Genomic DNA, 26,705 nt, shown 5'->3' on the forward strand with positions numbered 1-26,705 from the left:
CAATTGCTTTGCAATTGGACTTTTTTATGATGGAAAATCTAAAATCTAAAATCTAAAATCTAAAATCTAAAATCTAAAATCTAAAATCTAAAATCTAAAATCTAAAATCTAAAATCTAGATTTATTTCCCTTTTCTGCGTTTGCGCTCCGCTTTAATCATAGATAATTCACGGCTAGTTTGACCAGCAACCGAAGTATTTTCTTCAGCACGGCGAATCAAGTAAGGCATAACATCTTTTACAGGTCCGAATGGTAAATATTTAGCAACATTATAACCGTTTTCAGCTAAGTTGTAGCTAATGTTATCACTCATTCCGTATAATTGACCAAACCAGATTCTAGAATCGTTTTTAGTAATTCCTTTCTGTGCCATCATTTCCATTAATTTGTATGAACTTAATTCGTTGTGAGTTCCTGCAAAAATGGCCATTTTATCGATATGCTCCAACATATATTGTACCGCATTATCGTAGTTCACGTCAGTAGCTTCTTTAGAAACACAAATTGGAGAAACATAGCCCTTTTCTTCCGCTCTTTTGTTTTCTTTTTCCATATAAGCCCCGCGAACCAATTTCATTCCGATATAGAAACCTTCTGATTTTGCAATTTCATGAAGCTTTTTCAAATAATCCAAACGATCCCAACGGTACATTTGTAATGTATTGAATATAATTGCTTTGTTTTTGTTGTATTTGCGCATCATTTCAGTAACCAAATCATCAGCAGCGTCCTGCATCCAGCTTTCTTCGCCATCAATTAATAAGGCAACATCATTTTTATGAGCTTCACTGCAGATTTTATCAAAACGAGCTACTACTCTATCCCATTCCGCTTGTTCAGCAGGATTAAGTGTTTGTTTTTCGCCCAATTTCTCATACAATTCGAAACGGCCTAAACCAGTTGGCTTAAAAACAGCAAACGGAATCGCAAGACGTTCTTTAGCAAATTCTACTGTTCTTAATGTCATTTCCAAAGCAGCATCAAACTGCTCCTCTTCTTCTTTTCCTTCAACAGAATAATCCAATACAGAAGAAACACCTTTTGTAAACATTTTGTCTACCACAGTAAGACAGTCATTTTCGTTTACACCACCACAAAAATGGTCAAAAACAGTAGCGCGTATTAAACCTTCTACAGGCAAATGTGCTTTGATAGCAAAATTAGTAACAGCAGTTCCAATTCTCACAAGAGGTTCGCTGTCAATCATTTTAAAAAGAAAGTAAGCTCTGTCAAGTTCTGTGTCACTTTTAAGTGAAAATGCAACCTGCGTGTTATCGAATATCTTTTCCATTAAGTTTATTTTTTATGCAAATATATAGACTGTTTTGAATATTGTTCACTAAAACATAGCATATTTTTTTAAATTATCAATCTGGCAAAATGAAAGTTTGGCTTAAAATGACAGAAAATATCCCTAATTTTGATTATTTTTGCAAAAAATACTATATCACGATGAAAGGAATGACAGTAAATGAGATTATAGATGAAACAAAAGCAGGTAAAAATATACCCGATTTTCTGATTTATTTTTTTATTATTTTACTTCTGTTGATAGATTTTATGCCTTATTTTAAGACTACAGAAATTATCAATATTCAATTTCTGTATTTGTCTTTTCTTAATTTATTGGCAGGGATATATTTGTATTTAAACAATGCTTTAATCCCCCCAACATTTTTTTCAATCTGGAAAAAAAGCCAATTTCTTAAAGTCTACATTATATTTTTAGTTCTCTGTGCTGCTAGTTTCTTTGTAGCTAAAAATACTTCTTTAGTTATTACAAAAATGACGCAATTATTAGTTGTGTTTTGTTTGTTTCTAAACCTTTCTATATTACTAAAAGACAAACTTCAGCTGTTTTTCAAAATTGTTTTTATAGTTGGTATTTTCGCCTTTTTACAATCTTGGCACGAACTGTGTCATTTTATAATTATTCCTAAAAGAGCCTCTATAATAGATCTCCTTACGAATATGAAAGGAAATACTGGAAATATCAATATCCTTGCAGCGAGTCTTAGTATTAAAGTACCATTTTTACTTCTCGGTATTGTACATTATAATGGTTTGAGAAAATATTTTTTACTATTCGCACTTTTTTCGGCAACAGCTGTCATTTTTTTAACAGGCGCGAGAACTGCACTTTTAGATTTGTTTGCAATATATACTGTGTATATCATTTATTTATTAAGAGAATACAAAGCTGTCAGAACTACTTTTACCAAAATCCTATTATTAATTATACCGACATTAATCTCAGTATTATTTGCGAACTCTATTTTTGAAAAATCGAAAGACAGTGGCCGTTATGTTTCTTTACAAAATAGAATTGGAGAAATCAATACAAATGATGCTTCTGCAAATGTCAGATTGCTGTATTGGGAAAATGCATTAAAACTAGCACAAAAAAATCCAGTACTCGGAATTGGTTTAGGAAATTATCGAATAGAATCGATTCCTTACGAGAAATACATTTCAGATGACACTACTGTTTCATTGCACACACATAACGATTTTTTAGAAATCACTTCAGAAACTGGAATTTTAAACGGTTTGCTTTATTTTGCCTTATTGACAATATTGTTTTTTATTAATTTAAAAAACACAATAAAATCATCTTCAGAACAGACAAAAAACATTGCTGTATTAGCTTTGATGCTGGTTTTGGTTTACGGAATTGACTCTCTTTTCAATTTCCCGATGTACAGACCAACTATGTCAATATTTTTTGCTCTAATCCTTGCATTGACGATTTTGAATAATTCTAAGACTTCTGAAATTTTAAATGCAACAAGATTAAATACCAAAACTATTGCTATTGCATTAATAGCACTTTCATTGCTTACGAGTTATACAGCCTATCATATTTGCAAAGCTTCGCACCTTCAATATATGATTTTGTCTGATGATATAAACAACAATACTAAAGGAGTTTTGACGGGAGATGAAGTTTTGAAGCAAATGCCAGATTATCCAAACGTTTTTAGTTCTTCTGAGTCTTTTTATGAATATGCTGGAATTTATTTTATTCGTGAAAATAATTTTGAGAAAGCCTTACAATGTTTTTCTAAAGCAGAAAAAATAAATCCATATGTAGGAAGAATTGATTTTTACAAACAGGTTATTTCATCAAAAAAAGGAAATCTAGATAGTGCTTATGTGTATGCCCAAAAAGCTTTTTCTACTCGCCCGAGAAACTACGACTTATATAAGTCCGCTTCTATTTATGCTACTCTAAAAAAAGATACTGTTCAATTATTAAAAAATCACGCTCTGTTTTCTACTTATAGAAATATTCCTGAAGAATGGGTTAAAACAGCAAAATCTTTGCAAAATGCAGGTGCAGGATATAATAGACTTGTTGAGTTCCTAGATTCTGGATTAAGAAAAATGCCGAAAGACAGTACACTTCTGTCACAGAAAAATGCTTTCCTCATTACCGATTATTTGATTAAAGGCCAGCGTTATGAATCTGAATCAAAATCAGACTTGGCACTTAAAACTTACCAAAGTGCATTGAAAATCGATCCTGATAATATTTATGTATTGCAGAATATTGGTTTTTATTATTTGAAAAATGGCCAGTACGACAAAGCTATTCTTAATTTGACAAAAGCACTCCGAAAACCAGGTTTGAATGATGGCAAAACAGAATATTATCTTGGTATGAGCTATCAACTCGTAAAAGACAAAACAAATGCATGCAAGTATTATAGAATAGCGCTTGATAAAAAGTTTATTGATAGAAATAATTCTGCGATTCAAAATTGCGGCTAATCCTAAAAGTTACATATGACACTGATTTGCTTATTTTGAACATTTTTTTTCTTTAAATATAGAAAGAGTTTGGGGATTAATTAGTTAAAAATACCGTATTTTGCGCTTTCAATTAACAAAAGAATTATGCAATCTATTCAAGCCAATAATTATCTCGTGCATTTTAATGAGAATGCTTACGAAGCTTTAAATAAACATTTAAGAGAAAGTAAATATTCGAATATTTTTATAATTGTAGATGATCAGACCAATGAGTATTGTTTGTCTAAGTTTATTCCGCTTCTAGAAACAGAATTGGCAATTGAAATTATTGAATTTGAAGCTGGTGAAGCCAATAAAAATATAGAAACTTGTATTGAGATCTGGAATATTTTGACAGAACTTGGTGCCGACAGAAAATCGCTTATCATTAATCTAGGTGGTGGCGTTGTTACAGACTTAGGAGGTTTTGTGGCTTCTACATTTAAAAGAGGTGTCGATTTTATCAATATCCCAACTACTCTATTATCTATGGTTGATGCTTCCGTTGGAGGAAAAACTGGAGTTGATTTAGGAAATCTTAAAAATCAGATTGGAGTTATCAATGTGCCTCAAATGGTCTTAATTGATACCAATTATTTAGAAACTTTACCGCAAAGCGAAATGCGCTCTGGTTTGGCAGAAATGCTAAAACATGGTTTAATATATGATGCTCCGTACTGGAGACAGTTCTCAGATTTAAAATCAATTGTTTTTGATGAATTAGATCAGTTGATCTATCGTTCTGTTGAAATTAAAAATGAAATCGTTATTCAGGATCCAACGGAGAAAAATATCCGTAAAGCTTTAAATTTCGGACATACTTTAGGACACGCTATAGAAGGATACTTCTTAGAAAGTGAAGAAAAAACGACTTTACTGCATGGAGAAGCGATTGCTGTCGGAATGATTTTGGAAAGTTATATTTCGCTTCAAAAAGGATTAATTTCTGAAGAAGAATACAGAGAAATCAAAACTATTATTAAAGACATTTATGACGATGTAATTTTTGAAGAAAAAGACATCGATCCGATCTTAGAATTGCTGATTCATGACAAAAAAAATGAATACGGTTTAATTCAATTTGCATTAATTGAAGGAATCGGAAAAATAAAAATTAACCAATCCGTTGAAAATAAATTGATTCTAGAAGCGTTTGAGGATTATAAATCTTAAACTTTTTTTAATCAAAAGCATTGCATTTGGTATATATTATTTTTTACATTTGCCCCATGAAAACAAACAAGCAGCAAAGGCACTTTAGCTCTTACAGAAACAGACTCAGCAGTTCTTTATTAAGAATGTTGAACCGTTTCTACAATAGCAAAAGCCCTTTTTGTATCGATGTTTTCCAATGTACAAAAGCGGAGCACGAAAAACTGCCTATTATATTCGCCAATATTAGAGTTTGAATTTAAGATTTAGTCCCCAAAAACCTAAATTAAATTATAATTACAATCTCTAAACATTGACAAATAAATGAATACAAAATATTCTGATCTAATAAACCAAACATACTACTTCCCTCAAGAGGAATTTAAACTAAACAAAGACAACCTTCAGTTTCACAATATCGATTTGATGAAATTGGTTGAACAATATGGTACGCCATTAAAGTTTACTTATCTGCCTCAGATTTCTGAAAACATCAACAAAGCAAAAGCTTGGTTCAGAAAATCAATGGAGAAGAATAAATACGACGCAAAATATTATTATTGTTATTGCACGAAAAGCTCTCATTTTGAATATATTATGAATGAGGCTTTCAAGAATAACATTCACATCGAAACATCGTCTGCTTTTGATGTTAATATTGTGGAGAATTTATTAGAAAACGGAAAAATCAACAAAAGTACGTTTGTAATTTGCAACGGTTTCAAAAGAGACGAATACATCAGTAATATCGCGAGGTTAATCAATAACGGACATAAAAATACTATTCCGATTATTGATAACTACGAAGAGTTGGATTTGCTTCAGGCAGAAATCAAAGGAAAATTCAAAATCGGAATCCGTATTGCTGCTGAAGAAGAGCCTAAATTTGAGTTTTATACTTCTAGATTAGGTATTGGTTACAAAAACATTGTTTCTTTCTATAAAAAACAAATTCAGGAAAACGATAAATTAGAGCTGAAAATGCTTCACTTCTTTATCAATACCGGAATCAACGATACATCATACTATTGGAACGAGCTTGTAAAGTGTATTAAAGTTTACATTGCTCTTAAAAAAGAATGTCCTACACTAGACGGACTGAACATTGGCGGTGGTTTCCCTATTAAAAACTCACTTGCTTTTGAATATGATTATCAATATATGATTGATGAAATTATCAATCAGATTAAAATTGCTTGTGATGAAGCCGAAGTTGATGTTCCAAATATATTTACGGAATTTGGATCGTTTACTGTAGGTGAAAGCGGTGGTGCAATCTATCAGGTTTTATACCAAAAACAGCAAAATGATAGAGAAAAATGGAACATGATTGACTCATCTTTCATTACCACTTTACCAGATACTTGGGCTATAAATAAACGTTTTATCATGCTGGCTATTAACCGCTGGAATGATACTTACGAGCGGGTACTGTTGGGAGGTCTGACTTGTGATAGTGACGACTATTACAACTCTGAGCAAAACATGAATGCAATTTACCTGCCTAAGTACAACAAAGAAAAGCCGTTATATATCGGATTCTTTAATACTGGCGCTTATCAAGAAACAATTGGAGGATACGGTGGTCTGCACCACTGCTTGATTCCGCAGCCTAAACACATTTTAATTGATCGTGATGAAAATGGAATTCTGGCAACTGAGGTTTTCTCAGAACAGCAGACTTCAGACGATGTTTTAAAGATTTTAGGCTACAAAAAAAAGTTGTAAAAAAAACGGCAGATTAAGTGATAGAATTTTGTTAAAAATTCTTAATTTGCATTAACATCCAAAAAGGTTAAACTTTTTAATTCAAAAAAAAACAAAAAAAAATGAAAGGACCAATCAGTCAGTTTATTGAAAAACACTATTTGCATTTTAACTCTGCTTCATTGGTAGATGCTGCAAAAGCATACGAGCAGCAATTAGCTGATGGTGCTAAGATGCTGGTAAGTATGGCTGGAGCAATGAGTACAGCAGAAATTGGTAAAATTTTTGCCGAAGTAATCAGACAAGACAAAGTGCATATTATTTCATGTACTGGAGCAAACTTAGAAGAAGATATCATGAATTTAGTAGCTCATTCTCACTACGAAAGAGTTCCTAACTACCGTGATTTGACACCAGAAGACGAATGGGCTTTACTAGAAAGAGGATTAAACCGTGTTACTGACACTTGTATTCCTGAGCATGAAGCTTTCCGTCGTTTACAAAAACATATTTACAAAATTTGGAAAGACGCAGACGACAAAGGTGAGCGTTACTTCCCACACGAATTTATGTATAAAATGTTATTGTCTGGCGTTTTAGAAGAATATTACGAAATTGACTTAAAAGATAGCTGGATGTATGCAGCTGCAGAGAAAAACTTGCCAATTATCGTTCCTGGATGGGAAGATAGTACTATGGGTAATATCTTTGCTTCATACGTAATTAAAGGTGAATTAAAAGCATCTACCATGAAATCTGGTATCGAATACATGACTTTCCTTGCGGATTGGTATTCTAAAAACAGTTCAAACGGAATTGGATTCTTCCAAATCGGTGGTGGTATCGCTGGTGACTTCCCTATTTGTGTTGTTCCTATGCTGTACCAAGATATGGAAATGCACGATGTTCCATTTTGGAGTTATTTCTGCCAAATCTCAGATTCAACAACTAGTTATGGTTCTTACTCTGGGGCAGTTCCAAATGAAAAAATCACTTGGGGTAAATTAGACATCAAAACCCCTAAATTTATTATTGAATCGGATGCTACAATTGTTGCTCCGTTAATTTTTGCATACTTATTAGATTTATAAGATAATTTATGAAAAGAGTTATAGTAGACTACGCCAAACTTACCAACGAAATTTTAAACCTTTTGGTTGAAAAATTTCCTGATGGTTATGATGATTCGGATGTAATCCGTTTTAGAAATGCTAAAAACGAATTGGTCGAAGCTGTAGAAGTTCGTACTGAAGACACTATTTATTTGGTAAAAATTAGTACTAAACTTGCTGACAGAATTGAAAACTACGATGAAGATGACGATTTAGATGTTGATGTAGATGCAATTGCACCAGTTAAAGGAATGGATCTTGATGACGATATTAGTAATGATGACGATGATGAAGACGAAAATCTAGACAAACCTGATACTGACGGCGGTGATGATGACGATGACGACGATGATAAAGCAGATACTGATTATGACGAAGAAGATGAAGATGATGAAGATTAATTCATTTCTTTAAAATATAAAGGAACTCTTTTTAGAGTTCCTTTTTTTATGAATTGTTATAAATTATAACAAAACTATTTAAAATTTGTAAGATTATTTTTAAATATCTATTTTCGGTTTTACTAATGATTTTATAAATTATCAGCCTAATGAATTCAGAATTACTACACACCACGTTAAAAGAAAATTTTGGTTTTGAAAAATTCAGACCAAATCAAGAAACTATAATCAATACTATTTTATCTGGTCAAGATACCTTAGCGATTATGCCTACTGGTGGGGGAAAATCAATATGCTTTCAGCTTCCAGCTTTAATTCTGCCCGGAATTACCATTGTAATATCGCCTTTGATCGCTTTAATGAAAGATCAAGTCGATAGTTTGAAAACCAATGGGATTTCTGCCTGTTATATCAATAGCACACAATCCTCTCAAGAGCAGCAATATTATATAGATAACCTAAAATCAAATCATTTTAAATTAGTTTACATTGCACCAGAAAGTCTTTCTTATTTAGATGTGGCTTTCAATGAATTGAATATTAGTTTGATAGCCATTGACGAAGCGCATTGTATTTCTTCTTGGGGACATGATTTTAGACCTGCATATACAAATCTTGGTTATTTAAAAAGCCGCTTCCCTTCTACTCCAGTTTTAGCTTTAACTGCTACAGCCGACAAGGCGACAAGAACAGATATAACTAAACAATTAAAGCTAAAAAATCCTAAAACTTTTATAGCTTCTTTTGATCGAAAAAATTTGAGTTTAGAAGTTCGTCCCGCTTTGGATCGTGTAAAGCAAATTATAGATTTTATTGAAAAGAAACCTAATGAATCGGGAATAGTCTATTGCTTAAGTCGCAAAACCACAGAAGAACTTGCTGATAAATTAAGAAAAAACGGTATTGTAGCAAAAGCCTATCACGCAGGCTTGGATAATGAAACTCGTGCTAAAACTCAGGATCAGTTTATAAATGACGATTGCCAGGTAGTTTGCGCTACAATTGCTTTCGGAATGGGAATTGACAAATCGAATGTCCGTTGGGTGATTCATTACAATCTTCCTAAAAATATTGAAGGCTATTATCAGGAAATTGGACGTGCCGGCCGTGATGGTCTTCCAGCCGAAACAGTTATGTTTGAAAGTTATGCCGATGTAATTCAGTTGCAGAAATTTGCCTCTGAAGGACTCAATTCTGATATTCAATTGGCAAAATTGGATCGTATGAAGCAATATGCCGATGCTGTGAGCTGTCGCAGAAAAATTCTGCTTTCTTATTTTGGTGAACTGGTTACGGAGAATTGCGGAAACTGCGATATTTGCAAAAATCCTCCAACATTTTTCGATGGGACGATTCTCGCGCAAAAAGCTTTGTCTGCTATTGTGCGTTTAAAAGAATCTGAACCTCTAGCAGTAATTGTTGATTTTTTGAGAGGTTCCAAAAATGCATATATCTACGAAAAAAATTATCAAACGCTAAAAACTTACGGAATTGGCGATGACGTTTCTTGGTACGATTGGAATCAGTATCTTATTCAGCTTATTAATTTAGGCTATTGCGAAATTGCTTTTCATCAACACAATAAAATTCTCCTTACTCCTTTTGCAAAGAAAGTTTTGTTTGAAGGCGAAAAAGTAAAATTAACCACTGTCGTTAAAAAAGTAATTGATAAAAACGAAATCAAAGAAGCAAAAGCTAAACCAGCGAAAAACTCTCTTTTTGAAATACTTCGAAAATTACGCTATGAAATTGCAAAAGATGAAGAAGTTCCCGCTTATGTAATTTTTAGTGATGCTGCATTAAGGCAGATGGAAATAGTAAGACCAATGAGTGAAGAGGAATTCCTTACGATTGATGGAGTCGGAAAAGCAAAATTAGAAAAGTATGGAACTGAATTTATTGACGCCATAATTTATTATGAAAAAGTAAAGAACGAAAATTTTAAGAAAAAGAAAGAAGGCAACACCTATAAAGCAACTTTAGAATTATATCAAAATGGTGTTTCAGTAGAAGAAATTGCTGAAAGACGAAAACTTGGAGTTTCGACCATTATTTCACATTTGGCTAAATTGTATAGTGATGGAAATGATATCGATTTGAGTCCGTTTATTTCTGACGAAGAAGTTAAGCTTTTGCACAAAGCACAAGTCGAATTAGAATATCCTACAGCACTAAAACCTTATTTCGATCATTTTGAAGAAAAATTATCTTATGATAAAATTCGTTTAGGTTTGGCTATTGTGGAGAGGAATAAGTAATTTCTTTTTTTTAATAAAATATTTATTCATCAATTTTGTCATCCTGACGAAGGAAGGATCTCCGCGAGAAACTCCGCAAGTATAATCTACAATCTTTGTCGAGCTACTTACAGAGATCCTTCCTTCGTCAGGATGACAAACAGAATGAAAAAAAACAAAAAAATCCTGTGAATTAATTTTCACAGGATTTTTACATTTAGAATAATTTATACTTTACAAATACCTCTCTTCAAAAACTTTTTGATGATGTCTCTGATGTCCTATCATAACAAAACCTAAAGCGCGAACTGAAATCGGATTGTTTGATGCAGTGCCGATTCTCTTAAGCTGTTCTTGAGATAAGCTTTTATAAAACAATAAAGTTGAATGTCTTACAGCTGAAAGTTCAGTTAATAAATCTTGAATACTTCTTTTGTTTGAATCGGTGTTCTCTGCATAATCATTTTCTTCAAAACTTGGCAAAGGTGTTTTGTCATTTCTAGAAAAACGCAAAGCGCGATAAGCAAAAATTCGTTCGGTATCTATAATATGCTGAATAATATCTTTTATTGTCCATTTCCCTTCCGCGTAACGATAGTCAAATTTATCCATCGGGATATTTTGAACAAATCGGATAAATTCATGAAGCGAAATTTCTAATTCTTCAATTAAAATTCCGTCGCCGGCCGCTTTGACATAATTGCCAAAATGCCCTGAATATTCATTATCTAATAATTCTGCTGCTCTCATTTTTTATTTTTAAGCTGAATTTCTACTTGCGTTCGTATTTCCGAATAAAGATCTTGTTACAATCTTTTCATATACTTTCACCAATTCTTCATTTGGAACTTCTTCTTTGTTCAACTCATTGATTCTCAATAAAGCATATTGCTGAATGGTTAATAATGGTAAAACAATGCGCTCTCTAATCTGAATTGAAGCAATACCATCAGGATAGTTTTCCATCAAGGTTTTGTGTCCCGCAATTTTCAATAAAAGACGTTTTGTTTCTGAGAATTCGTCATAAATAATCTGCCAGAATTCGCCAAACTCAGGATCTTTTCTCATATAAGCTGTCAACGGTAAGAATGATTTTGCCAATGACATCATACTGTTTTCAAGTAAGGTTTTGAAAAACAATGAATTGTGGTATAAATCGCTTACTTTATCCCATTGTCCACTTTCTTCAAAATGTTTCAAAGCAGAACCTACTCCAAAGAACCCAGGAACGTTTTGTTTTAGCTGACTCCATGAACCCACAAACGGAATGGCTCTTAAATCAGCAAAATCTAAAGATTCAGATTTACTTCTTTTAGAAGGGCGGCTTCCAATGTTTGTTTTAGAATAATATTTTAGCGTACTCATTTTTTCTAAGTACGGAATGAATTTTGGGTGATTTTTAAAACTCAAATATTTCTCATAGCCTAAATTAGCTAAATCTGTCAGAATCTGAGTTTCATCAGCAGTCAGCTCGTTTTTCTCTTTGCTAAATACTTGGTTGGTAACACCAGCACTTAATAAGTTTTCGATATTGTAACGGCAAGAGTCTAAAGTTCCGAAATTAGAGCTAATTGTCTGACCTTGAACTGTGATCTGAATTTCGTTGTTCTCAATTTTTGGTCCTAAAGAAGCGTAGAATTTATGTGTTTTTCCACCGCCACGAGCCGGAGGTCCACCACGTCCATCAAAGAAAATGACTTTAACTCCGTATTCTCTAGAAATTTTTGTCAGCGAAATTTTAGCCTGATAAATACTCCAGTTTGCCATTAAATATCCACCATCTTTAGTTCCATCTGAGAATCCAAGCATAATAGTCTGCTTGTTTCCTCTCGATTTAAGATGTTTTGCATATTCTGGATTCGTGTACAATTGCTCCATAACAGCGTGAGCATTTTGCAAATCGTCTACAGATTCAAAAAGTGGAATAATGTCTACAGTAGGTTTTTCCCAGTTATTTAAACGAATCATAGCGAAAGTCTCCATTACATTCAGCGCACTTTCGTTGTTACTGATAATATAGCGGTTCGCTCCTTCTTCACCATTATTTTCCTGAATAGTTTTAATAGCGTGTACAGATTCTAAAGTATATCTAGTAATTTCGTTTTCAAAATTGCTTGGGTCAAGATTTCCTTTAACTTTCGATAAAACATTGATTTTTTCATCTTCTGTTAATTCGAAATAATTTTTAGGAAAAATATCAGAACCAGAATTCAAATAATAATTTACAACATCTTTGAAAACTACATTGTGAATTTTACTATTTTGACGAATATCTAAAGACGCAAAATGGAATCCGAATAAGTTGATTTTTACTAAAAGTGCTTCCAATTCGTCCAAATATAAAGATTGATGTTTTTCAATAATTATAGTACGAACTTTGTTTAATTGCGTTAATAATTCTTCTAAAGTGATGAAAATATCTCCTTTAGAATAGAATACAGAACGGTAAAGTTTATGTTCAAGTTCAGATACTAAAGTATCTACACCTGAGAAAGTTAGCTTGCGTTTTAGGTTTCTCATTTCTACGTAATAGCACTTCAAAATTGAAGTACGCAAACGATCTGCAACTTTAAGTGTAATATCTGTAGTTACAAAAGGATTCCCGTCACGGTCACCTCCTGGCCAGAAACCAAGTTTAATTAATTGATTTTGGATTGGATTTCCATCCATAATATTTTTTTGCAGATAATGTACAATTTCTCCAGCTGTAGCATAAAATACATTTTCCAGATACCAAATTAAACTTACTGCTTCGTCGTAAGGATTTGGTTTTTCTTTCTGAATAAAAGGAGTTTTACCTAACTGCGCCAATAATTGCTTAATCTGCAACAAATCATTTTGACGAATTGCTTCTGTCAAATCATTTATAATTCCTAAAACCGGACCAGGATAAAACTGAGTTGGGTGCGCTGTTAAAACTGTTCGCACATTGAAGTTTTCTAAGAATTCGCTTAATTCTTCATCTTTCTCTTTAGCATCAGATTTCTCTTTAATGTCACGAAGAGAACCGCGTCCTTCCATGTTGTTAACCTCAGGAAAAGCAGCGTCTTCAATAGCATCAAATAATACAATCTGGCGTTCGATATATTGAATAAATCGAAACATAAGATCGATTTTTTCTTCTTCAGAGGTGTTATTTAAGAATTTATTTGAGAAGAAATCAACGATTTCTTTTGGTGTTTCTTGTTTTTTAAAGCCTGTTTCGCAAGTTTCTGTAAATAAAGGAAGTAAAACTCCCGTATTATCTATAGAATCAAATGGTAATGTTATAAAAACACTATTATAAATGTGGTATTTTGAGAGAACATCTTGATTAAAACGCTCAATTTTCGGCAACGTATACATAATTGTGTTATAGTTGGTTGGTTAATTAGTCATAAAAAAACCCCAAGAATAAACTTGAGGTTATATTTTAATATAGCATTCAAGAAAAGTTCTTACATATTTTTGAAAATAGTATGCATCAAACGCTTCTTATCGTTTATACTTTCCTCTAATGAAATCATTGTTTCTGTTCTGTAAACACCATCGATATCGTCAATCATAAAGATAACTTCTTTCGCGTGTTTAGTGTCTTTTGCTCTAATTTTGCAAAAGATGTTGAATTTTCCTGTCGTTACAGAAGCCACAGTAACGAATGGAATTTGATTGATTCGCTCTAATACAAATTTAGTTTGAGATGTATTATTAAGAAAAACCCCTACATAAGCAATAAATGAATAACCTAATTTATCGTAATCTAAGGCTAATGAAGATCCCATGATAATACCGGCATCCTCCATCTTTTTAACTCTAACGTGTACTGTACCAGCAGATATCAATAGTTTTTTTGCAATGTCAGTAAACGGAACTCTCGTGTTGTCTATTAACATATCTAAAATCTGGTGATCTACTTCATCTAAACGAAATTTACTCATAATTGTTTAATTAATATTACTAATTGCTATTACAAAGTATAAAATTATATATAAAAAACAACAAATTCACATAAAAATTAACTTTTTATTAATCCGTTAACAAATTTAACATTTTTATTTAAATAAAAATTTGCCTTTTGACCCGTTTTTGGAAGATTTTGGAAATCGTCCGAATATTCTGCGCCTTTTGCATCGTATTCGTAATGTCCAAAATAATTTTCCAATTCACCTACTTCTGCGATGTAGGCATTAAAATGAATCTTATTTTCGATTAATTCTTCTTTGTATTGTGCGACAAAATTCGTAATAATTTCGATACCATCATAATTTATTTTGACATTTTTATACATAAAATCATAAAAAACGACATTATTTTGTGAAATATTCAAATATTCACCAAATCTATTATCAACTAAATCGTTTTCGGAAATCAATTTAAAGCTTAAAATTAACGAGAAAAATATGAATTTCCTAGTAATTTCGCGCTCATAGTCGTCTGGAAAGTGTCCTGCCTCAAATAATATGGTAGGAACTCCTAAAAATTGAAAAGTGTCTCCTATACAATTAATATTAAAGGAGTCATCAAAGCGTCCGACTTGTCCTGGAATGTATTTTTGAAGCTCTTCATTAATGCCTGCAATGATATTTATGGCTTTTAATCTGTTATCGTTTACTTCTCTTTCCTCATTATAAGAAGGCGCTAGAAAAGAAACTGTTGCAGGTTTTCCAGTTGTACCAGCTCCAAAAATAGTACGCTGGTCATGAAGATTAAAACAGAAATCAGGTTTGAATTGCTCAAATACTTCGCGTAAAACTTTACTTTCTGGCTGTGTCAAGTCTTGTGAGTCACGATTTAAATCTACTTCATTTGCATTTGCTCTAGTATAAAGCCTTGCTCCGTCTGGATTGAGTATCGGAATACATAAAAAAGTGAAGGTATTTAGCATTTGCTTAGCAAAATCAGTATCATCATTCAATAAATTAATAAAATCGAACAAAGCTTTTGTAGTAGTGCTTTCGTTACCGTGCATTTGCGACCATAAGTACGCGCGTGTTTTTCCTGTTCCAATTTGGTAACTATATATAGGTTCTCCTAAAACAGATGTTCCAATAATCTGTACTTGACCATTGGTGTTTAGTTTATCTAAAAGAGGTTTAATATGATCTAAAGTAAGATATCTTCCAGAGATAGACTGTTCTTTGTATTGTGTAAATAACTGTTCTAAATTCATTGCATTTCGATTAGTTTACAAAAGTAAACATCTTTATTTTTACAATTGTAAACTATTAAAAAAATTGAAAATTTAGAATTGTAAACAATATTTGGGACAATTTGTTACTATTTGATACAACTTATTTCAATACAATGAATTAGAATGTATACAACTTTATAAATATATAAATTTCAATTCATTAGCGTAATCTAATTCAATTTTAAATTTAACATAAAACTAACCCAGTATTAAAAACGCAACAATAATATTGCAGTAGTTTATCTTTTTGTTTACATTTGTAAATGAGATAATGAAAAACAAGAATTCACAATGGTAAACATAGATGATTTTGTTAAAAGGCTTGAAACTGTATTAGATTATTATGGTTTGAATGCTTCTGCTTTTGCCGATAAAATTGGTGTGCAGCGTTCTAGTATGTCTCATCTCCTATCTGGCAGAAACAAACCAAGCTTAGATTTTGTAATGAAAATTTTAGAAGTTTTTCCCGATGTAGATCTGTATTGGATTTTAATTGGGAGAGGAAATTTTCCAAAAGCGAGTGATGAATTGGAAGAGAAAATAGCTCAGCCTTCTGCTCCTATTTTGCCAATTCAAAATTCAGATCAAAATTTATTCTCAACTTTTGAGACAAAGGAAAAAGAAGAAAAATCAGAAACAAAAAAATCATCAACTCCAAAAAATGTAAATTTTGATTTGGAAGATGATGAAATTGAAAAAATTGTCTTGTTTTACAAAAACGGAACTTTTAAAGCTTATTCTCCGTGATTCAAAAATTAGCGCGTATTTGACTCTTGGTTCAGAAAATTTTCAAATATGCGATTCTCGCGCGTTTGCAAAAAATCTCAGAAATTAGAGTTTAACTCCATTTTCTGGAATTTTGCCTACTACTCCTTTATAATGTTTCTTCAAAATTTCGAAATCAGCTTCATAATTTCCAGTTGGATAAAATGGTTCGCCGAGATTTACTTCTTTCTTACCCCAATCAAAAGCTACGGGAACAATTGGCACTTTCGCTTTAAGCGCTATAAAATAAAATCCGGTTTTCAATTCGTTTACTTTTTTTCGTGTTCCTTCTGGAGCAACAGCCAAACGAAAGATTTCTTTTCGATCAAAAATTGCAGCAATTGAATCTACCTTATTTAATCCGCCAGAACGGTCTAAAGGTTCTCCTCCAACATTTCTAAAATAATACCCAAACGGAAATCGGAACAATTCTTTCTTTCCGACCCAATTCATTTGAAGTCCCGAAATTCCGCGAGTGAAAAGTCCGATATAAAAATCATGATTACTCGTATGAGGCATCACCATTAGAATACATTTTTTAACTTCCGCATTTTCGATTCCTACTATTTTCCAGCCCATTAGCTTAAAAAATATGAATTTGTATAATAGTTTTTTCATTAAAGGTTCAATATTTCGTGCAAAATAAAAGATTTAATGGTAAATTTGAGTAAAAGCATAAGAAATGATTCGAAAAATTTTCAGTTATATAATTCCAATAAAAATATTTAAGAAAAAATCGGCCAGAAGCAAAACGATCGAAGTCACTTGGGCAAATGGCGAATTAGTATTGGATACTGAAAACACAAATTATTCGTACGGAAGTCTGCAACGTATATTAAGGTACGGACTTCGAAATATTGGTTACGATAAAATTTTAGGAATGGAACACATTCTTTTATTGGGAGTTGCCGGCGGGAGCGTCGTAAAAACATTAGTAGATGAGATTGCGTACAAAGAAAAAATAACGGGAGTTGAAATTGATCCCGATATGATTCAGATTGCTAATCAGTATTTCAATCTTAATCAAATTAAACAACTAGAAGTAGTTATTGATGATGCATTCGAATTTGTCCTAAAAACAAAAGAAAAATACGACCTTATAATTATAGACATTTTTGAAGACACGCACATGCCAAACTTTCTGTTTGAAAAGTTTTTTGTCGATAGAGTCTGCACGATCTTAAATAATGATGGTTTTGTTCTGTTTAATACTATGATTCTAGACGAAGCGCATAATGTTCGAAATAGAAAATATGTTGCAGAAGTGAATCCGAAATTGTTCCAAACAAAAATGCTTCCGCGAATTGAACTACATAATGAATTAATAATTATTAATAAAGTTGCTTAATTTTATGAAACCCCTTGCCTCCATCTTAAATGCCTTACCACCTGCTAAAGTTATTGACGCCTCAATTACTATTTCTGAATATACGCCGTTAAATTTATCGGTTTCAAATCAAGAATTAGTCAATCAGAAATTAGATACTTCGGAAGATTTTGAAAAGTACATTTCAAATTTTCTAAAAGAAAAAAACGCTAAAGTGGCCTTTGGCGGTTATATAGAAGGCCGATTTTTATATCAAAGAAGCCCGATTTTTTTGGATGCTTCAAAACCAGAACGCAATATTCACATTGGTTTAGATTTATGGGCAGAAGCCGGAACTGCTGTGCTTGCCGCACTTGACGGAACAGTTCATAGTTTTAAAAACAATATTGGTTTGGGCGATTATGGCCCGACAATTATATTGGAACACAAAGTAGAAAATGAAAAATTTTATACTTTATACGGACATTTGTCGTTAGAAAGTATAGAAAACTTAACGATCGGAGACCATTTTAAGAAAGGCGAAAAAATTGCGACTCTCGGAAATGCCTCAGTAAATGGCGATTACGCACCTCACGTCCATTTTCAGATTATCCATAATATTGGTGATTACTGGGGAGATTATCCAGGTGTCTGCAATACAAAAGACCTAAACTTTTATATCGAAAATTGTCCCGATCCAAACTTATTATTAAAAATTACTTAAATAGTTATGAAGAAAGCAGGATTGATTATATGTTTGTTGTTATTAATTGGATGTAAATCGAAAACAGTAAGCAGAGATACAGAAGATTTAAAAATTAAAAAAGTTTCTGGAGCAGAAGTAGATGCAAATCAGCAGCGAAAAGCGTATGATTTAGGAAAGAGAGTTCTCGAAACTTGTAACACTTCAAAATTTAAACTTTTTAACGAAACTGAAGTTACTAAGTCGGTTATGGAAAACACTACAGAAGAGCGTTTAACCAAGACCTGCCAAAGATTTAGACAGTATTATGGAAGTTTTATAGATTTAAAATTAGACGGAGTTTACAAAACCAAACAAGAAGTCATTTACCGCTATCATGCATTGTATACCAAAAAAGTAGCCAATAAAGAATTGCGCATTTTTGTAAATGAAGACAATCTCATTTCGGCCATAAAATCTATGGATTGGGATGAAAAATTTGATGCCAAATTAGCCGATCAATAAATTAAGATACCTATGAATTTTAAACTACCACTTTTTCTTTTATTATTTGTTTCAACATTTGCTTCAGCACAGCAAACTATTAGCGTAAAAGGATCTGCACCATATCCTGCAACACAAGAATATACTTTCATCTGTGATAAATATGCTTACTCTGGCGAAATTAATGTTCAAATAGCGAAAACAGAAAAAGGTGGTATTTTAAAATTAACCATTTCTACTGCAAGCGACAAAGCAAAAATTGCCGGCGGCGTTTACGTCGATTTAACAAATGCCGATGTTATTGCCTGCACAGACAAAAATGTAAAAGAATCTGCAGACGGTAAAACAACTGCTTATTACTATTTTACACCTGCTGAATGGCTCAAACTTAAAAAGAGTGACATTTATGCCGTAAGATTTATTATTGCTGGCGGGCCAGATATATCAGGAAATCTTACTGGGCATTTTACAGCTTACAGTAAAGTCAAATATTTTTCAACAGCATTTGACAAATCAAAAAAAACATTTGACACCGCTAAAGAAATTAGTGTTTTATAATGATTATTTAATATAATAAATCTTATATTTAACATAAATATTTTTTTATGAATGCAAATGAAACCTTGATTACAAAATTCTATACCGCTTTCGCGAATGCAGACGCCAAAACAATGAGCGAGTGCTATCATCCGAAAGTTCATTTTATTGATCCAGCTTTTGGTTTATTAAAAGAAGAACAGGTTTCTAAAATGTGGGAAATGCTTCTTTTAAAAAGCAAAGGCAATTTAAAAATTGAATTCTCAGATGTAAAAGCCGATGCTTCTACCGGTAGCGCAAAGTGGACTGCCACTTATAATTTTAGTAAAACAAATAGAAAAGTTGTCAATAAAATTTCGGCGGAATTTATCTTTCAAGACGGATTGATTATTAAACATACCGACAATTTCGATGTTTGGAAATGGTCCAAACAAGCCTTTGGACTTACTGGTTATTTGCTAGGCTGGACAGGATTTTTTCAGAAAAAAGTACAGACACAAGCCCTATTATCGCTTAAACAATTTCAGAATGCCAAATAAATCTGGCTATACGCAAAGTATATCTTAGATTTAAATTCAATATCTGCCTTCTTACCGATTATAATTATTTTGTTGCTTCAGTATTAAAAGTATTAATTCTAAATGCTTATGAAAGAAATCGTACACAAAAAATTAAATCAATTACAGGCAACCGCGATCTGCGGAAACGATATTAGTTCTTCCTGCCTGTATGTTTCAGCTTTAACCATTTTATACGCAGGACAATACGCCTGGATTTCTCTTCTAATTGTCGCTGTTGTCTTATTTCTGTTCAGAAAAATTTATGCAGAAGTTGTTGGGGCAATTCCTTTAAATGGAGGCGCTTACAATGTTTTGCTGAATACTTCTACAAAACGCCTGGCATCTCTGGCCGCGACCCTTACAGTACTATCCTATATGGCAACCGCCGTAATTTCCGCTTCTGAAGGTATGCATTATCTGCACGGAATTTTCGAAGGTTTGAATGTTACCATTGCAACAGTCATTGTTTTAGTTTTGTTTACAGGTTTAGCGATTTTAGGAATTGGAGAATCGGCATTTGTCGCAGTGGTTATCTTTTTGACCCATATTGGAACTTTGACATTGCTCGTTTTAGCATCAGCTTGGTTCGTTTTAAATAGCGGATTAGACACTTTTCATATTAATTGGCAAACTCCAATAGCTTCAGGAAGCATCAGAACTGCGCTTTTTCTCGGTTTTTCTGCTGCCATGCTTGGAATTTCTGGTTTTGAAAGCTCCGCCAATTTTGTCGAAGAGCAAGAACATGGCGTTTTTCCTAAAACACTTCGTAACATGTGGGGAATTGTAAGCTTCTTTAATCCCGTTATTGCTATTTTGTTAATTAGTGTAATTCCGTTAACAGAAGTTGGGGAAAACAAAGAATCGCTTCTAGCGCACTTAGGAGAAACAACCGGCGGCTCATGGCTCGCCTGGCTTATCTCTATAGATGCCGTTATGGTACTTTGTGGAGCCGTTTTAACCTCCTTTGTCGGTGTTTCTGGACTTTTAAACCGAATGACATTAGATCGAATTTTGCCCAATTATTTTTTAAAACAAAACAAAAGAGGTTCACATTACAGAATCGTGATAAGCTTTTTAATACTTTGTCTTTCTGTACTTTTCGCTACCAATGGACATTTAGAATCGTTGGCAGGAGTCTATACTTTTTCTTTCCTAGCAGTAATGGCACTGTTCGGAATTGGAAATTTACTTTTAAAATACAAACGCAAAAAACTTCCAAGACCTGAACGTGCAAGAGGTATTGCAGTTGTTGCAGCCGTAGCTTTTGTAATTGCAGCCTTTTTCGGAAATATGATATTGAATATCAATTCGTTTTACACCTTTTTGCAGTATATGATTCCAGCCCTACTATTTGTTGGCATTATGCTCAATCGAGTCGCTTTAATACGATTATTAATCGAAGCTTTAGAATATTTTTACCAACCACTTCGAAAAATGGTGGTGCTAAGTAATCGCTATCTAGAAAGCTTAAGTTCAAAAATCAATTCACAGGAGTTTGTTTTCTTTACCAAAGGAGACGACATTACCATTTTGAACAAAGTTTTGCAGTATGTTGAAGCCAATGAAACAACCAAGAAATTGAAAATTGTTTATGTCAAAAAAGATCCTATAGACAACGAAGCGCTAAAAAAAGATTTAGAAGTTTTAGATCGCGCCTACGACAAGCTCGATATAGAATACATTGAAGTCGAAGGCGTTTTCGGCCCAGAAATTATCGATGAACTCTCCCAAAAATGGAAAATCCCTAAAAACTTTATGTTTATTGGCTCTCCAGGAAATAGATTTTCCTATCGCGTTTCCGATCTTGGAGGAGTTCGATTAATTATGTAATTTATTAGCAGCAGAAATTTTCGTTTTTTCAAGAACATCAGTCCCGCTATCCGTTTCAATCTTTTTTCTCGTTAAAGAAACGAGAAAAAAGGATTTCCACTTCTATCGGGGCTATACCACAAGTATATTTTTCAAAAGAAACATAACTAAAAAATCTTCAATCCGATATGTCACCCTGAGCGAAGTCGAAGGGCATTCCAATTGACACGTAGGCTTCGACTCCGCTCAGCCAGACAAAAGGCGTCAACATTAAACCAGCCGGGTTTAACCAAATCCAGCTTTGTGAACTTATTCAACACAAAAACAAACACAAGCTTCATAAAATTCCTTAGCGTACTTTGCGTTAAAAAAAAGTCACAATTCTACGTTAATTAATAAAATTTAAGAAAAAAATATCGATCAAAGCTATGTCACCCTGAGCGAAGTCGAAGGGCGTTCCAATTAACACGTGGGCTTCGACTCCGCTCAGCCAGACAAAAAGTGTAAAAATACAAACCCGACAGGTTTTTAAAACCTGTCGGGTTTATCAAGTTCAGCTTTGCGAACTTATTCAACACAAAAACAAACACAATCTTTATAAAATTCCTCAGCGTTCTTTGCGTTAAAAAAAGTCAAAGTTCTACGTTAATTAATAAAATTTAAGAAAAAAATATCAATCAAAGCTATGTCACCCTGAGCGAAGTCGAAGGGTGTTCCAATTGGCAATTGCGTTAGCCAGACAAAAAATATAAAAAATAAACCCTACAAGCTTTAAAAACCTGTAGGGTTAGCTATCCCAGCTTTGCGAGCTTATTCAACGCAACGATAAACACAAGCTTTATAAAATTACTTAGCGCTCTTTGCGTTAAAAAAAAACTTAGTGCTGTTTGCGTTAAAAAAAATATTAAGACTTAAACCACCCTTCTACCAACTCATCCTCAAACGAAGTCGCATCTTTATGAATAAACTCATTACGCATTTTGTCATAAGAATAATCCAAAGCCCACGTTTTATGATTCGTAGCTAACTCTTTAATGCTATTACAAACAAAAGCAATTTCTTCATCAGTAGTAGTTGGATGAATCGACATTCTAATCCATCCCGGTTTTTTGATTAAATCGCCAATTGTAATTTCGTTAACCAATTTATTAGAAGTTTCCTGATCTACATGCAATAAATAATGACCGTAAGTACCCGCGCAACTGCATCCACCCCTAGTTTGGATTCCAAAACGATCATTTAAAATTTTAACACCAAGATTAAAATGAAGATCATCAATAAAAAACGAAACCACACCAAGACGCTCTTTGTGCTGTCCCGCTAAAATTTTAATATTTTCAACAGGCTCCAACTCAGAGAAAACATAATCAACAATTTCATGTTCACGTTCCATGATGTTTTCAATTCCCATTTCCTCTTTCAGTTCAATAGCCAAGGCCGTTTTAATAACCTGAAGAAAACCAGGAGTTCCTCCATCTTCACGATCCTCAATATTATCAATATATTTATGCTCGCCCCACGGATTTGTCCAGCTTACCGTTCCTCCGCCCGGACAATCCGGAATCATATTATTGTATAATTTTTTATTAAAAATCAAAACGCCAGAAGTTCCAGGCCCGCCTAAAAATTTATGTGGAGACATAAAAATAGCATCCAAATAAGCTTCTGGATCTGCTGGATGCATGTCAATTTCTATATAAGGTCCTGAACAAGCAAAATCTACAAAACAAACACCATTGTACTGATGCATCAATTTCGCTGCTTCATGAAATGGAGTTCTTAGCCCCGTAACATTCGAACAGCCCGTAATAGAAGCAATTTTTATAGTTCTATCTTTATATTTTTCTAATAAAACTTCAAGATTTTCTAAATTAAAAAGCCCTTTCTCGCAAGATGGAATAATCTCCACGTCTGCAATCGTCTCCAACCAAGAAGTCTGATTAGAATGGTGCTCCATGTGCGAAATAAAAACAATTGGTTTTTTCTCAGCAGGAACATTCGTAAAGCTCTTTAAGTTTTCTGGAACTTTTAATCCCAAAATACGTTGGAATTTATTGATAACTCCCGTCATTCCAGTTCCATCAGTAATCAAAACATCGTCGTTATTTGCATTTACATGACGCTTAATAATATGTCTTGCATGATGGTATGCTTTTGTCATCGCCGTACCAGATACAGTCGTTTCAGTATGCGTATTGGCTACAAAAGGACCAAACTCATTCAGCAACTTTTCCTCAATCGGACGATACAATCTTCCGCTGGCAGTCCAGTCTGTGTAAATTATTGATTTTCTGCCATACGGCGAAGTAAATTCTTGGTTTATACCGACAATATTCTTTCTAAATTCCTGAAAATAAGTTTCCAGTGTCATGGTACTATTTTTGCTATCCATTAGTTGTGCCTTGTGTTTGACTGCAAATATATAGTCTTTTTTATAAAATTGCGAATTTATCAATACTAAACTTCAAACACTAGAATACTGTTTGGTATTTTTAGTTAAAAGAACTTTTTTTTAATAAATTATCATAATATCCTATCGAATTAATAGGCATTGTAAAGTAAAAGAAAGCATTATTTATGAAGAACATATCAATAGCTACCTTTGGCGGCGGATGTTTTTGGTGTATAGAAGCGGTAATTCAGCGTTTAAAAGGTGTAGAATCAATACAATCGGGATTTGCTGGCGGATTTATAAAGAATCCACCATATCGCGAAGTGCGCACAGGAAGAACAGGACATGCCGAAGTGATTCAAGTAGCTTTTAACCCTGACATAATTTCATATCATGACTTAATTTTTATCTTTATGACAAGTCATGATCCGACAACTTTAAATCGTCAAGGCGCTGACAGCGGAACACAATATCGTTCTATTGTTCTCTATCATGATGAGGAACAAAAAGAAATAGCAGAAAAAGTATTTGAAGAAGTGCAGCCTGCCTATCCAGATCCAATTGTAACGGAATTAAAAGCTTTTGAAGTTTTTTACAAAGCCGAAGAAGACCATCAAAATTATTATAATGAAAATCAAGACGCACAATATTGCCAACTTGTAATCGATCCAAAAATTCAAAAACTAAAAAAAATGTATGCCGATAAATTGGTGAAATAATACTTAGTATTTTCATCTTTTACGAAAAAATAGCTAAGCAAGCACCAAGAAAATCTAACAAATGATGGGCTAAAGTCTAAGGACTAAGGACTAGCCACTAGAAAACTAAAAAAAATGAAAAATCTAAAAATAAAAAATCGTTTTACTTTCGAATTACCAGCAGATCCAGACTTCACAAACGAAGTTCGTCAGGTTAAGAATACGCTGTTTTCATATGTAAATCCAACAAAACCTTCCAATCCGAAATTGATTCACGTTTCTGAAGAAGTGGCTGAATTGGTTGGGATTTCTAAAGATGAAATTCAGTCAGAAGAATTTTTGAATGTTGTTACTGGAAAAGAAATTCTTCCAGAGACACAGCCGTATGCTATGTGTTATGCGGGACATCAGTTTGGAAACTGGGCGGGACAATTGGGAGACGGACGTGCGATTAATTTAACGGAAGTTGAAAATAATGGGCAGTTTTACACACTGCAATTAAAAGGAGCTGGTAAAACTCCATACTCTAGAACTGCAGACGGTTTGGCTGTTTTGCGTTCATCTATACGAGAATATTTGTGCGCAGAAGCCATGCATTATCTAGGTGTTCCCACTACTCGATCACTTTCGCTTGCTCTTTCTGGAGATCAAGTTTTGAGAGATATTTTGTATAACGGAAATCCCGCTTATGAAAAGGGAGCCGTGGTCTGTCGTGTTGCCCCTTCGTTTATTCGTTTTGGAAGTTACGAAATGCTAACAGCTAGAAATGAGCTAAAAAACCTGAAACAGTTTGTAGAATTTACCATTCAGCACTATTTTCCTGAAATAAAAGGCGAGCCAAAAGAACAATATTTACAATTCTTTCAAAAAGTTGCCGATACAACTCGCGAAATGATTCTGCACTGGCAGCGCGTCGGATTTGTTCACGGCGTAATGAATACCGATAATATGTCGATTCATGGAATCACGATTGATTATGGCCCGTACGGTTGGCTGGAAAACTATGATCCAGATTGGACACCTAATACAACTGACAGCCAAAACAGAAGATATCGTTTCGGAAATCAGCCTCAGGTGGCACAATGGAATCTGTTTCAATTGGCCAATGCGCTTTATCCCCTGATTAATGAGGCTGCGCCTTTAGAAAAAATCCTAGATTCATTTATTACAGAATTTGAATATGATTATAAAACCATGTTTTTAAGTAAATTAGGATTATTTACTTCAAGCGAAGCTGACGATAAAATCATTAAAGGTTTAGAAGAAATTTTGAAGTTGTCGGAAACTGATATGACTATATTTTTTAGAAATTTAAGTCCGATCAAAAAAGAAGATTCTTTAGAACAAGCATTCGAAAAAATTGAAAATGCATTTTACATCCCTGAAGAAATAAAAGAAAATATTCTCGAGGCTTGGCAAAAGTGGTTTACGGTTTATTTGAAAAGATTAAATACTGAATCTTTATCTGATGAAGAGCGTTCGGAAAAAATGAATAAAATAAACCCAAAATATGTACTGCGAAATTATATGGCACAATTAGCCATTGATGCCGCAGATAAAGAAGATTATACTTTAGTAGATGAATTATTTCAACTTTTAAAAAATCCATACGACGAGCAGCCTGAATCTGAAAAATGGTTTGCCAAACGTCCCGATTGGGCACGAACCAAAGTAGGATGTTCTATGCTGTCTTGTAGTTCTTAAGTTTTTTGTTTGCCACGAATTACACGAATTCCGCCAATTAAAAAGTGCGCGGTAGCATCATAATTCTTAAGTTTTTTTTGCCACGAATTGCACAAATTAGCACAAATTTATTTTAGCAATCTTTTAAAAAAAATTAGCGGAAATTTGTGTAATTTGTGGCTATAAAAAACATAT

At 33.3% G+C, this 26,705-nt stretch carries 22 protein-coding genes; 15 read left to right on the top strand and 7 right to left on the bottom strand.

Translation table 11 applies throughout. The features are described 5' to 3' along the window. Nucleotides 1-121: 121 nt before the first annotated feature. On the bottom strand, nt 122-1,291 hold the full coding sequence (locus tag AC3E9W_RS16325; RefSeq protein WP_488769161.1) for a proline dehydrogenase family protein: 1,170 nt from the start codon (nt 1,289-1,291) through the stop codon (nt 122-124). Nucleotides 1,292-1,398: 107 nt separating this feature from the next. Between AC3E9W_RS16325 and AC3E9W_RS16330 the strand changes: the two genes are divergently transcribed. The 6 genes from AC3E9W_RS16330 to recQ all read left to right on the top strand — a co-directional run bounded on the left by AC3E9W_RS16330 (nt 1,399) and on the right by recQ (nt 10,425). Further along, a complete protein-coding gene (locus tag AC3E9W_RS16330; protein WP_488769162.1) occupies nt 1,399-3,774 on the top strand; it encodes an O-antigen ligase family protein in 2,376 nt (791 codons plus the stop codon). A gap of 126 nt (nt 3,775-3,900) precedes the next feature. Then, the gene (gene aroB, locus AC3E9W_RS16335; RefSeq protein ID WP_306155057.1) at nt 3,901-4,968 is read left to right on the top strand and encodes a 3-dehydroquinate synthase; all 1,068 of its coding nucleotides are present in this window, start codon (nt 3,901-3,903) and stop codon (nt 4,966-4,968) included. Nucleotides 4,969-5,271: 303 nt separating this feature from the next. Beyond that, nucleotides 5,272-6,675: a type III PLP-dependent enzyme domain-containing protein gene (locus AC3E9W_RS16340; RefSeq protein ID WP_306155055.1), complete on the top strand. Its 1,404-nt coding sequence runs from the start codon at nt 5,272-5,274 to the stop codon at nt 6,673-6,675. Nucleotides 6,676-6,776: 101 nt separating this feature from the next. Further along, entirely contained in the window at nt 6,777-7,745 is a 969-nt protein-coding gene (locus AC3E9W_RS16345) for a deoxyhypusine synthase family protein (protein ID WP_095931202.1), read from the top strand. A gap of 8 nt (nt 7,746-7,753) precedes the next feature. Then, nucleotides 7,754-8,167, top strand: a complete 414-nt coding sequence (locus tag AC3E9W_RS16350; RefSeq protein ID WP_306155051.1) for a DNA primase — start codon at nt 7,754-7,756, stop codon at nt 8,165-8,167. Between the two features lie 149 nt (nt 8,168-8,316). Further along, a complete protein-coding gene (recQ, locus tag AC3E9W_RS16355) occupies nt 8,317-10,425 on the top strand; it encodes a DNA helicase RecQ (RefSeq protein ID WP_488769163.1) in 2,109 nt (702 codons plus the stop codon). 213 nt (nt 10,426-10,638) lie between these two features. Here recQ and AC3E9W_RS16360 read toward each other — a convergent pair whose 3' ends face one another. The 4 genes from AC3E9W_RS16360 to AC3E9W_RS16375 all read right to left on the bottom strand — a co-directional run bounded on the left by AC3E9W_RS16360 (nt 10,639) and on the right by AC3E9W_RS16375 (nt 15,553). Beyond that, nucleotides 10,639-11,154, bottom strand: a complete 516-nt coding sequence (locus AC3E9W_RS16360) for a DinB family protein (RefSeq protein ID WP_488769164.1) — start codon at nt 11,152-11,154, stop codon at nt 10,639-10,641. A gap of 9 nt (nt 11,155-11,163) precedes the next feature. Beyond that, nucleotides 11,164-13,749, bottom strand: coding sequence for a phosphoenolpyruvate carboxylase (locus AC3E9W_RS16365; RefSeq protein WP_306155045.1), 2,586 nt, complete (start codon nt 13,747-13,749; stop codon nt 11,164-11,166). Nucleotides 13,750-13,841: 92 nt separating this feature from the next. Beyond that, the gene (locus AC3E9W_RS16370) at nt 13,842-14,321 is read right to left on the bottom strand and encodes an Lrp/AsnC family transcriptional regulator (protein ID WP_008468989.1); all 480 of its coding nucleotides are present in this window, start codon (nt 14,319-14,321) and stop codon (nt 13,842-13,844) included. A 77-nt stretch (nt 14,322-14,398) separates the two neighbouring features. Then, the gene (locus tag AC3E9W_RS16375) at nt 14,399-15,553 is read right to left on the bottom strand and encodes a M14 family metallopeptidase (protein ID WP_488769165.1); all 1,155 of its coding nucleotides are present in this window, start codon (nt 15,551-15,553) and stop codon (nt 14,399-14,401) included. Nucleotides 15,554-15,865: 312 nt separating this feature from the next. Here AC3E9W_RS16375 and AC3E9W_RS16380 point away from each other — a divergent pair, with 312 nt between their 5' ends. After that, complete coding sequence (locus tag AC3E9W_RS16380; RefSeq protein ID WP_488769166.1) at nt 15,866-16,321, top strand: helix-turn-helix domain-containing protein; 456 nt, start codon at nt 15,866-15,868, stop codon at nt 16,319-16,321. A gap of 84 nt (nt 16,322-16,405) precedes the next feature. Here AC3E9W_RS16380 and AC3E9W_RS16385 read toward each other — a convergent pair whose 3' ends face one another. Then, nucleotides 16,406-16,957, bottom strand: a complete 552-nt coding sequence (locus AC3E9W_RS16385) for a 1-acyl-sn-glycerol-3-phosphate acyltransferase (RefSeq protein ID WP_306155003.1) — start codon at nt 16,955-16,957, stop codon at nt 16,406-16,408. A gap of 64 nt (nt 16,958-17,021) precedes the next feature. Here AC3E9W_RS16385 and AC3E9W_RS16390 point away from each other — a divergent pair, with 64 nt between their 5' ends. The 6 genes from AC3E9W_RS16390 to AC3E9W_RS16415 all read left to right on the top strand — a co-directional run bounded on the left by AC3E9W_RS16390 (nt 17,022) and on the right by AC3E9W_RS16415 (nt 21,758). Beyond that, entirely contained in the window at nt 17,022-17,687 is a 666-nt protein-coding gene (locus AC3E9W_RS16390; protein ID WP_488769167.1) for a spermidine synthase, read from the top strand. Nucleotides 17,688-17,691: 4 nt separating this feature from the next. Beyond that, entirely contained in the window at nt 17,692-18,369 is a 678-nt protein-coding gene (locus AC3E9W_RS16395; protein ID WP_488769168.1) for a peptidoglycan DD-metalloendopeptidase family protein, read from the top strand. A 6-nt stretch (nt 18,370-18,375) separates the two neighbouring features. Beyond that, complete coding sequence (locus AC3E9W_RS16400; protein ID WP_488769169.1) at nt 18,376-18,852, top strand: hypothetical protein; 477 nt, start codon at nt 18,376-18,378, stop codon at nt 18,850-18,852. A gap of 12 nt (nt 18,853-18,864) precedes the next feature. Further along, entirely contained in the window at nt 18,865-19,389 is a 525-nt protein-coding gene (locus AC3E9W_RS16405; RefSeq protein WP_306154995.1) for a hypothetical protein, read from the top strand. 47 nt (nt 19,390-19,436) lie between these two features. After that, a complete protein-coding gene (locus AC3E9W_RS16410) occupies nt 19,437-19,907 on the top strand; it encodes a nuclear transport factor 2 family protein (RefSeq protein WP_306154993.1) in 471 nt (156 codons plus the stop codon). A gap of 108 nt (nt 19,908-20,015) precedes the next feature. Continuing rightward, nucleotides 20,016-21,758 (top strand): APC family permease, encoded by a 1,743-nt coding sequence (locus AC3E9W_RS16415; protein ID WP_488769171.1) that lies wholly within the window; start codon nt 20,016-20,018, stop codon nt 21,756-21,758. Nucleotides 21,759-22,641: 883 nt separating this feature from the next. On the opposite strand, the gene AC3E9W_RS16420 is transcribed toward AC3E9W_RS16415, so the two are convergent. After that, nucleotides 22,642-24,129, bottom strand: a complete 1,488-nt coding sequence (locus AC3E9W_RS16420; protein WP_488769173.1) for an aminotransferase class V-fold PLP-dependent enzyme — start codon at nt 24,127-24,129, stop codon at nt 22,642-22,644. A 185-nt stretch (nt 24,130-24,314) separates the two neighbouring features. Here AC3E9W_RS16420 and msrA point away from each other — a divergent pair, with 185 nt between their 5' ends. Further along, complete coding sequence (msrA, locus tag AC3E9W_RS16425) at nt 24,315-24,848, top strand: peptide-methionine (S)-S-oxide reductase MsrA (protein ID WP_488769174.1); 534 nt, start codon at nt 24,315-24,317, stop codon at nt 24,846-24,848. Between the two features lie 114 nt (nt 24,849-24,962). Next, entirely contained in the window at nt 24,963-26,531 is a 1,569-nt protein-coding gene (locus tag AC3E9W_RS16430) for a protein adenylyltransferase SelO (RefSeq protein ID WP_488769175.1), read from the top strand. Nucleotides 26,532-26,705: the final 174 nt, after the last annotated feature.

This window comes from Flavobacterium sp. 38 (assembly GCF_057799715.1).